This window comes from Stenotrophomonas sp. GD04024, from assembly GCF_029837545.1.
Taxonomy (GTDB): Bacteria; Pseudomonadota; Gammaproteobacteria; order Xanthomonadales; family Xanthomonadaceae; genus Stenotrophomonas; species Stenotrophomonas forensis.
Genome location: NZ_JAOEDV010000125.1, coordinates 1 through 8,473, shown reverse-complemented (window position 1 = coordinate 8,473; position 8,473 = coordinate 1). Strand labels below are relative to the sequence as shown.

The following is an 8,473-nucleotide window of genomic DNA, read 5'->3' as shown; positions in this document are numbered from 1 at the left end:
GTTGAACGTGGCCGCCTCGCGCAGCAGCGCCTTGAACGCGGCGGCATTGGGCATCGCGCCTTCATGGATGTCGATCGCGCGCCGCGTGTTGCCGTCCAGGCTGGCGTTGAACAGCCCCTTCGGGTCCGCCAGTGCCGCACCGTTGGCGAAGGTCAGTTTCACCACCTGCTTGTAGGTCTCGCCGGTACACAGGATGCCGTTGTGTACCCACACCGGCGTGCCGCGCCACTTCCAGGTTTCCTGCACCTCCGGCAGCGCTTCATGGATCAGCGCGCGCACGCGTGCCAGCGTCTCGCCACGCCAGTCGCCCAGTTCGGTGATGCGTGCATCGATCAGTTCGGCCGCCGGGGTTCCGGCATCGGCGGGGTTGGGCGCGTGTGTGGCCATCAGGTGCTCTCTTCGGGAGGGGAATCGAAACGTCGGGCTTACATGCGCTCGCCAGGCAATGCGGCCGCCTGCCGCACCCAGTCGAGGAAGCGTGTTTCATCCAGCACCCCGTCCTGCTGCAGGTGCAGGTAGCGCGTATCGGCGCTTCTGGATGGCTCGGGCGGCACCGGCTTCAATGCGGCGCCGCGGAAGAACGCGACCTTGATGTAGCGCGTGAAGCAATGGAAGCTGAGGAACCAGCCTGCGCCCGGGGCCACCGCATACATCGGCGAGTTCCATTTCACCGCCTTGTGCACGCCGGGCACGGCCTGCTCGATCAGCGCATCCAGGCGCTCGCCGATCGGTCGTTTCCAGTCCGGCATCGCCGCGATGTAGGCCTGCACCGTGGCATCGCCCTCGCCCTTGGCGATCTGCGGGTTGCCACCGGACAGCAGCCTGGGAACGGCGGAAGGTGCGGTTCGCTTGGCAGGCATCGCACGGCACGTCCATCTGAGTGGAAAGCGCAGCCTAGCGCGGTGCATGCCTGCCGGTCACGGCGCGCTGCGCCATCGGTTCAATCCGTCTGGCCGGCCAGGAACCGGCGCCAGCCCGGCAGCTTGCGGTGACGCCGCAGCGCATGCATCAGCGCCGCCATCACCACGCCGAACACGGCACCGGCCAGCAACCCGGCCACCAGCAGCAGGGCCAGCGGGCGCTCACTGCCCTGCCACAGCATCAGCCACATCAGCCCGGTCCAGAACAGCCCGAACAACAGGCCCTGCACCAGCGCATTGGTGCCGAAGCCGGCCAGGATCGGCGGCGGCAATGCGACGCCCACGCGCCACAGCAGCCGATGCAACAGCGGGGCCGACTGCGCACGCGCCAGCCCCTTGCTGTCGAGAAAGCGCAGCGCCGACTGGATTGCGGCGGGATAGCGCGGATTGATGTCGCTCATCACCTGATCGTGACCCATACACGGCCGGAAACGCAAACGGCCACCCGAAGGTGGCCGTCGCGGCAACAACGGAAGTTGTTTATCAGGCCTTTTCGGCCAGACGGGCAGCCTTGGCGGCAGCAGCGGCAGCCAGGTCTTCCTTGATGCGGGCAGCCTTGCCTTCCAGGCCACGCAGGTAGTACAGCTTGCCGGCGCGGACCTTACCACGACGCTTCACTTCGACCGAGTCGATGATGGCGCTGTGGGTCTGGAACACGCGCTCGACGCCGTAGCCGTGCGAGATCTTGCGGACGGTGAACGAGGAGTTCAGGCCGGCATTCTTGGTGGCGATCACAACGCCTTCGTAGGCCTGCACGCGCTCGCGGCTGCCTTCCTTCACCTTCACGTTGACGACAACGGTGTCGCCCTGGCTGAACTTCGGCAGTTCGCGGGTGATCTGGGCGGATTCGAATTCCGCGACGATGGACTTGTTCAGCTTGCTCATGGGTTACACCGATTCTTGTTCGGGTGGGTGTGTCGTTTCGACAACGTAGGCTGATGCAGTCACTGGACTGTGCTGCACGTTTGTTGTGGGTACTGCGCGCGCCGGCCGGGGCTGGCGGGAATTGGCCATCATAGCCGATAAAGCCAGCCCTGCGCTAGGGGCCGGCCTTCTGTTTCAGGGCCTGCCGGGCCTGGTCCAGCAGTTTGCGGTCGGCCTTGCCCAGTGCCTGTTCATCCAGCAGGTCCGGGCGCCGCTGGGCGGTACGGACCAGCGACTGCTGGCGGCGCCAGGCAGCGATGGCCGCGTGGTTGCCCGAGCGCAGTACCTCCGGCACGTCACCCAGTGGATGCTGGGCCGGCTGGCTGTAATGCGGGCAGTCGAGCAGGCCGAGGTCACCCTCGAAGCTGTCCTGCGCCGCCGATTCGGCGTCGTTCAGGGCGCCGTCCTGCAGGCGGGCCACGGCGTCGATGATCACCGCCGCGCCCAGCTCGCCCCCGGACAGCACGTAATCGCCGAGGGAAATCTCCTCGTCGACATTGGCTTCCAGGAAACGCTCGTCGATGCCTTCGTAGCGGCCGCAGAGCAGGACCATGCGCGGCAATGCCGCCAGTTCCCGCACCTTGGCCTGGGTCAGCGGTGCGCCCTGCGGGCTGAGGTAGATCACCCGCGCCGGGGCCGGGTCGGCATCGCGGATCGCCTGCAGGCAGGCCTGCAACGGCTCGATCAGCATCACCATGCCCGGGCCACCGCCGAACGGACGGTCGTCCACCCGACGGTAATTGCCTTCGGCGTAATCACGGGGATTCCAGCCATGCAGGCTGAACAGGCCCTTCTCCTGCGCACGCCCGACCACGCCCAACCCAGCGGACTGGGCGAGGAACTCGGGGAACAGGGTGATGACGTCGAAACGCATGCTCACACTCAGAACTCGGGATCCCAGTCGACCACGACCAGGTTGGCCTCGAAGTCGACCGATTTGACGAAGTCCGGCTGCACGAACGGAATCATCCGCTCGCGGTCACCACGGACCACCACCACGTCGTTGGCGCCGGTGCTGAACAGGTGCGAGACCTGGCCCAGGGCAACGCCCTCGGTGGTCTTCACGTCCAGGCCTTCCAGGTCCACCCAGTAGTACTCATCGGGCTTCGGCGGCGGCAACGCACTGCGCGCCACGTAAACCTCGGTGCCGTGCATTGCTTCGACGGTATCGCGGTCCTCGACGCCGGGGAAACGGGCGACCAGGTGCTTGCCGCTGTCGCGGCCACGCACACCTTCAATCGTGGTTTCCACGCCGGACGGGCTGCGCACGATCCACGGCTGGTAACGGAAAATGGCGGAACGTGGCTCGGTCCAGGACTCGAGCTTGATCTCGCCGCGCACACCAAAAGCGCCGACAACCCTGCCCAGCAGGATGCGGCGCTCGATATCTTTCATCTGCTTCAACCAAGAGGGCCACGCCGAAGCGTGGCCCGTCAGGATCAGGCCGCAGCGGCCTGGGACTTGGTCGCTTCCTTGATCAGGTTGCGGACCTTGTCGGTCGGCTGGGCGCCGTTCTTGACCCAATGGTCAACGCGGGCCAGGTCCAGCTCGATGCGCTTCTCGGCGCCCTGGGCGACCGGGTTGTAGAAGCCAACGCGCTCGATGTTGCGGCCGTCGCGCGCGCTGCGCACGTCGGTGACGATGATGTGGTAGAACGGACGCTTCTTGGCGCCGCCGCGGGTCAGTCGAATCTTGACCATGGTGTTTTTCCTATTGCCCAGTCGCCAGGATGGCGAGGTAAGCGGGCGATTATAGCGGCAGAGCCGGGCCGAGCCAACCCCGGCGGTCCCCGACCTTCACGGTAGCGCCGGGCCCTGCCCGGCGGGGCTTTCAGCCCAGATCGTCCCAAGCCACCCCTGCCAGCACCGCCCTGCCCAGTTCAGCCAGCGCCTGCGAACCCGGCAGGACCTGCCCGTCGATGGCCTCCAGCGCCCACACGCCGCTGGCATTGCAGGCGAAGGCCGCCTTCACGCCGTCCAGGGCCGCCCGCGGGAGGGGCCGGGTGACCTGCGGGCCGGGCCAGTGCTGCATCAGCAGGCGCTCGGCGGTACCCCGCAGGGCCGGGGCGCGCGGCCAAATCAACTGGTGACCGTCGTGGACGGCCAGGTTCCAGGTCGTGCCTTCGCTGATGCAGTCGTCGCTGCCGACCAGCAAGGCATCGTCGAAGCCCTCGGCCATCGCCGCACGCCGCTCGGCGAACAGGCCGAAGGTGCCCACGTGCTTGATCTGCGGCAGCTCGCGCTGCCAGGCCACGCTGCGCACCCGCTTGGGTGCGCTCAGTGACACCGGCGCGGAGACGGCCACCAGCACGTCCACCGGCACCGCCGCCAGCGGGCTGCGGAAATCGAAGTGGCGCGAGTACACCGTCACCCGCAGCGAGGCATCGGCCCGCGCCGCCTGCTGCAGCGCCTGCGCCATCCACGCCTGCACCTGCTCCGTATCCAGTTCGCTGCCAAACAGTTCGCGCGTGGCCTGCGACAGCCGCGCCAGATGCAGGTCGAGCCCCTGCACGGCACCGCCGCGCACCTGCAGCGAGGTGAAATGGCCATAGTTGACCAGTGCCGGCAGCAGGTCCTCGACCTGCGCCGGCTGGCCGTTGCAGGTCACCGTCATCGCAGCAGCGCCTGCGCCTGTTGCCACATGCCACGCAGCACGTCGGCGGCCGGCTGTGCCGGGGCCATCCATGCCGACTGCCCGGCCCACGCCTGCATCGCCGCCAGCCGGTTTTCCTGTACGGCCTGCCTGCGCATCGGTGCGGTCAGGCCGCGCTGCACCGGGTACGGGCGCGGTGCAGGTGCGCCGTCCGCGGCGGCGGCGCGCACATAGGGGGTGGCCAGGCCACGACCGAGGCGGCCACTGAAGGCACGCGTCGGCCAGGTATCCTCCGGCTCGCTGGCGGCCAGCCCGTCGGCCCACGCCGAGGCGATCGCCGCTTCGGGCGTGCGCAGGAAGGCCGTGCCGATCTGCACGGCGCTGGCGCCGAGGGTGAGCGCGGCGGCGATGCCACGGCCATCGGCGATGCCACCGGCAGCGATGACCGGAATCCGCAGGTGATCGGCCAGGCGCGGCAGCAGCGCGAACAGCCCGACCAGCTGGCGCTCGGCCATCGCCGGATCAAAGGAGCCGCGATGGCCGCCCGCTTCCACGCCCTGCGCCACCACCGCATCGGCGCCGGCGTCCTGTGCGGCGCGTGCTTCGGACAAGGTGGTCGCACAGGCGATCCAGGCGATGCCGGCATCCTTCAGCTGCTGCACGTGGCGTGGCTGCAGCACGCCCATGATGGTCGAGGCCACTGCCGGGCGCGCCGCCAGCAGCGCGGCAAACTGTTCTTCGAAGTCGGCAGGCGTGGCATCGGCGGCGCTGGCCGGCACGTCCGGGCCCCACTGTGCGAGGAAGGTGCGGCTGGCAGCCTCGGCGGCAACTTCGCGGGTCGGTGCCGGGTCCGGCACCCACAGGTTCACCTGCGCCGGACCGGTGGTAGCGGCGCGGAAGTCGTCCATCCATCGGCCGATATCGGCCGATGACGACAGCACCGCGCCCATCGCGCCCATGCTGCCGGCGTTGGCCAGCGCGGCCGACAATGGCACCGGGCAGGCGCCGGCCATCGGTGCCAGCAGGATCGGAAGCTGCAATGAAAAACGCCGACAGAAGGTGTCGGCGCGTTCAAGAATCGGCGATGCGTTCACGCGACATACCTGTGGGAGAAGTCGCTGCCCAGCATACGCCAGTCGTTGCAATCGGGGCCGGATCCCAATCGGTTCCGGCCCTGATCCGGATCAACGGAACGGCATGCCACGGCCGCCCATGGCGCCCATCATGCCCTTCATGCTGCGCAGCATGCCCTTCATGCCGCCGCCCGCCATCTTGCTCATCATCTTTTCCATCTGCATGTACTGCTTCATCAGCTTGTTGACGTCGGCCGGGGTCACGCCCGAGCCCTTGGCGATGCGCGCGCGGCGCGAGCCGTTGAGCAGGTTCGGGTTGCGGCGCTCCTTCTTGGTCATCGAGCTGATGATGGCGATCATGCGCGGCACTTCCTTGCCCTGGCTGACCTGCTGCTTCAGATGGTCGGGGATGTTGCCCAGGCCCGGCAGCTTGTCCATCAGGCCGCCGATGCCGCCCATGTTCTGCATCTGCTCCAGCTGGTCGCGCATGTCGTTCAGGTCGAACTTCTTGCCCTTGGCGACCTTCTCGGCCAGCTTGGCGGCCTTGTCCTTGTCGACCTGCTGCTCGACCTGCTCGACCAGCGACAGCACGTCGCCCATGTCGAGGATGCGGCTGGCGATGCGGTCCGGATGGAACACGTCCAGGCCTTCCGGCTTTTCGCTGACACCGACGAACTTGATCGGCTTGCCGGTGATGTAGCGCACGCTCAGCGCGGCACCGCCACGGGCGTCACCGTCGGTCTTGGTCAGCACCACGCCGGTCAGCGGCAGTGCATCGCCGAAGGCCTTGGCGGTGTTGGCCGCATCCTGGCCGGTCATGGCATCGACCACGAACAGGGTTTCAGCCGGGTTCACGGCAGCGTGCAGGGCCTTGATCTCGGCCATCATCGCTTCGTCGATGGCCAGGCGGCCGGCGGTATCGACCAGCAGCACGTCGACGAACGACTTGCGCGCATCATCGATGGCGGCGCGGACGATGGCTTCCGGCTTCTGGTCGGCGCTGGACGGGAAGAACAGCACGCCGACCTGCTCGGCCAGGGTCTTCAGCTGCTCGATCGCGGCCGGACGGTAGACGTCGGCCGACACCACCATCACCTTCTTCTTGCGCTTTTCCTTCAGGTGCTTGGCCAGCTTGCCCACGGTGGTGGTCTTGCCGGCGCCCTGCAGGCCGGCCATCAGGATGATGGCCGGGGCCGGAACATTGAGGTTCAGGTCGCTGGCTTCGGCGCCCATCACCGCGGTCAGCTCGTCGCGCACGACCTTGATCAGGGCCTGGCCCGGGGTCAGCGACTTCAGCACTTCCTGGCCGACCGCGCGCACCTTGATGCGCTCGATCAGGGCCTGCACCACCGGCAGCGCGACGTCGGCTTCGAGCAGCGCGATGCGGACCTCGCGGGTCGCCTCGCGGATGTTCTCCTCGGTCAGGCGGCCACGGCCACGCAGGCGCTCGATGGTGCCGGAAAGGCGCTGGGTCAGGGACTCGAACATGCGGTACGACCTGTCTGAAAACGGGGGACAATAAGGCAGACAGTATAACGGGTCCGCCCCGCCTGCCGGGCTGCGACGCTGCAGCCGTCGCCACCACCGCGGGGGTATGCGAAACTGCAACGATGACAATCGTTCTCATCGCCGTCCTGCTCTACCTGGCCGCCAGTGCCCTGCTGGTGCGCGCGCTCGGCCGCGATGAAACCACCGGCTCCCCCACCTGGCTGTGGCCGGCGCTGCCGGCGATGCTGCTGCATGGCGGCTACCACGTGATGGTGGCGATGCGCACCAATGGCGGGCCGGACATGCACTTCTTCGCCGCGCTGTCGCTGGTCGGCCTGGGCATGGCCTGGCTGACCTCGCTGGTCGGCGCGCGCGGACGGATGTCGGCGCTGGGCGTGGTGGTGTTCCCGCTGGCCGCGCTGCTGCTGCTGGCCTACCACGGCTACGGCCACGAACCGAGCAAGGTGCTGGGCTGGCGCCTGGCCAGCCACGCCTGGCTGGCGCTGCTGGCCTACGCCACGCTGAGCATCGCCGCACTGCTGGCGATCATGCTGTGGCTGCAGGAGCGCGCGCTGCGCCGCCGCGAGTTCCGGCCGTGGCTGCGTGCGCTGCCGCCGCTGGCCGACCTGGAATCGCTGCTGTTCCGGGTCATCACCGTCGGATTCGCGCTGCTGACCCTGACCCTGGTCACCGGCGTGCTGTTCGTCGACGACCTGCTGGCGCAGAAGCTGGTGCACAAGACCGTGCTCAGCGTGCTGTCGTGGATCGTGTTCGGCGTGCTGCTGATCGGCCGCCGCCGCTATGGCTGGCGCGGCATGAAGGCGGTGCACTGGACGCTGGCGGCGATGCTGTTGCTGCTGCTGGCGTTCTTCGGCAGCCAGTTCGTGATCGAACTGGTGTTCGGGCATTCGCGATAGCGGCGTGCCGACCCAGGTCGGCACCCACCCCAACATCACATGGTAGTGCCGGCCGCTGGCCGGCAACTGGACAGCACCCTGCGTGGATGCCGTAGGCGGTTCAGGGCACCGGCTGGGCCAGGATCTTCCGCACCGACTGCCCGCGACTGGTCACGATGTCATCGACCTGCCAGCAGCCGTTGCCCTGCCGGACCATCGGTACGCGGGTCAGGCGCGCCTGCTCCCACACGGTGTAGCGCATCTCGACCACGCCGGCGCTGGCCGAGCCCTGCTGCCATTGGTAGTCCACCGCGCTGTCGATGTCACCGTCCTGGCCATCCAGCCAAGGGTCCGAATCGAGCGTGCAGATGCCCTCCTCGCGCACCTGGCAGGCACGTTCGCCGCGCAGCGCCTTGCCGAATGCCGGGCTGACCAGCGCGGGCGGCGGCTCCAGCAGATCCCCCTTGCCCGTCGTCGCCTCGTAGAACGCGCGCGCCACGGCCACCGGCGCCTGGCAGGCCGGTGCGGCCTGCACGGCGGGGGCCAGCAGCAGCCCGGCGAACACCCACATCCCTGTCTT

The 8,473-nt window shown here is 68.2% G+C and carries 12 protein-coding genes; 1 reads left to right on the top strand and 11 read right to left on the bottom strand.

Going from position 1 to position 8,473, the window contains the following annotated elements; all coding sequences use genetic code 11:
* From N7590_RS21385 to ffh, 10 genes are all read right to left on the bottom strand, one after another.
* Positions 1-387, bottom strand: a 387-nt coding sequence (locus N7590_RS21385) for a DUF1801 domain-containing protein (protein ID WP_279935879.1), incomplete at its 3' end; no start/stop codon positions are given.
* Positions 388-425: 38 nt separating this feature from the next.
* Positions 426-860 (bottom strand): DUF1801 domain-containing protein, encoded by a 435-nt coding sequence (locus N7590_RS21380; protein ID WP_164241763.1) that lies wholly within the window; start codon positions 858-860, stop codon positions 426-428.
* An 80-nt stretch (positions 861-940) separates the two neighbouring features.
* Positions 941-1,321, bottom strand: coding sequence for a DUF6404 family protein (locus N7590_RS21375; protein WP_164241764.1), 381 nt, complete (start codon positions 1,319-1,321; stop codon positions 941-943).
* 82 nt (positions 1,322-1,403) lie between these two features.
* Positions 1,404-1,805, bottom strand: a complete 402-nt coding sequence (gene rplS / locus N7590_RS21370; RefSeq protein WP_005408597.1) for a 50S ribosomal protein L19 — start codon at positions 1,803-1,805, stop codon at positions 1,404-1,406.
* Positions 1,806-1,959: 154 nt separating this feature from the next.
* Positions 1,960-2,718 carry a tRNA (guanosine(37)-N1)-methyltransferase TrmD gene (gene trmD / locus N7590_RS21365; protein WP_049456164.1) on the bottom strand — a complete coding sequence of 253 codons (759 nt, stop codon included), beginning with the start codon at positions 2,716-2,718 and terminating at the stop codon, positions 1,960-1,962.
* An 8-nt stretch (positions 2,719-2,726) separates the two neighbouring features.
* Positions 2,727-3,239: a ribosome maturation factor RimM gene (gene rimM / locus N7590_RS21360; protein WP_040008492.1), complete on the bottom strand. Its 513-nt coding sequence runs from the start codon at positions 3,237-3,239 to the stop codon at positions 2,727-2,729.
* Positions 3,240-3,283: 44 nt separating this feature from the next.
* The gene (gene rpsP, locus N7590_RS21355; protein ID WP_005415733.1) at positions 3,284-3,544 is read right to left on the bottom strand and encodes a 30S ribosomal protein S16; all 261 of its coding nucleotides are present in this window, start codon (positions 3,542-3,544) and stop codon (positions 3,284-3,286) included.
* A gap of 130 nt (positions 3,545-3,674) precedes the next feature.
* On the bottom strand, positions 3,675-4,457 hold the full coding sequence (locus tag N7590_RS21350) for an aminotransferase class IV family protein (protein ID WP_164241765.1): 783 nt from the start codon (positions 4,455-4,457) through the stop codon (positions 3,675-3,677).
* Positions 4,454-5,530, bottom strand: coding sequence for a nitronate monooxygenase (locus N7590_RS21345; RefSeq protein ID WP_239544328.1), 1,077 nt, complete (start codon positions 5,528-5,530; stop codon positions 4,454-4,456). Before N7590_RS21345 ends, N7590_RS21350 begins: the two co-directional genes overlap by 4 nt.
* Before the next feature lie 90 nt (positions 5,531-5,620).
* Positions 5,621-6,997 carry a signal recognition particle protein gene (gene ffh / locus N7590_RS21340; RefSeq protein ID WP_005408591.1) on the bottom strand — a complete coding sequence of 459 codons (1,377 nt, stop codon included), beginning with the start codon at positions 6,995-6,997 and terminating at the stop codon, positions 5,621-5,623.
* A 122-nt stretch (positions 6,998-7,119) separates the two neighbouring features.
* On the opposite strand from ffh, the gene ccsA reads away from it, so the two are divergent.
* The gene (ccsA, locus tag N7590_RS21335; protein ID WP_164241766.1) at positions 7,120-7,914 is read left to right on the top strand and encodes a cytochrome c biogenesis protein CcsA; all 795 of its coding nucleotides are present in this window, start codon (positions 7,120-7,122) and stop codon (positions 7,912-7,914) included.
* A 100-nt stretch (positions 7,915-8,014) separates the two neighbouring features.
* Here the strand turns inward: ccsA and N7590_RS21330 are convergent.
* Positions 8,015-8,473 (bottom strand): hypothetical protein (locus N7590_RS21330; protein ID WP_279935878.1); only part of this gene is annotated, 459 nt, incomplete at its 5' end.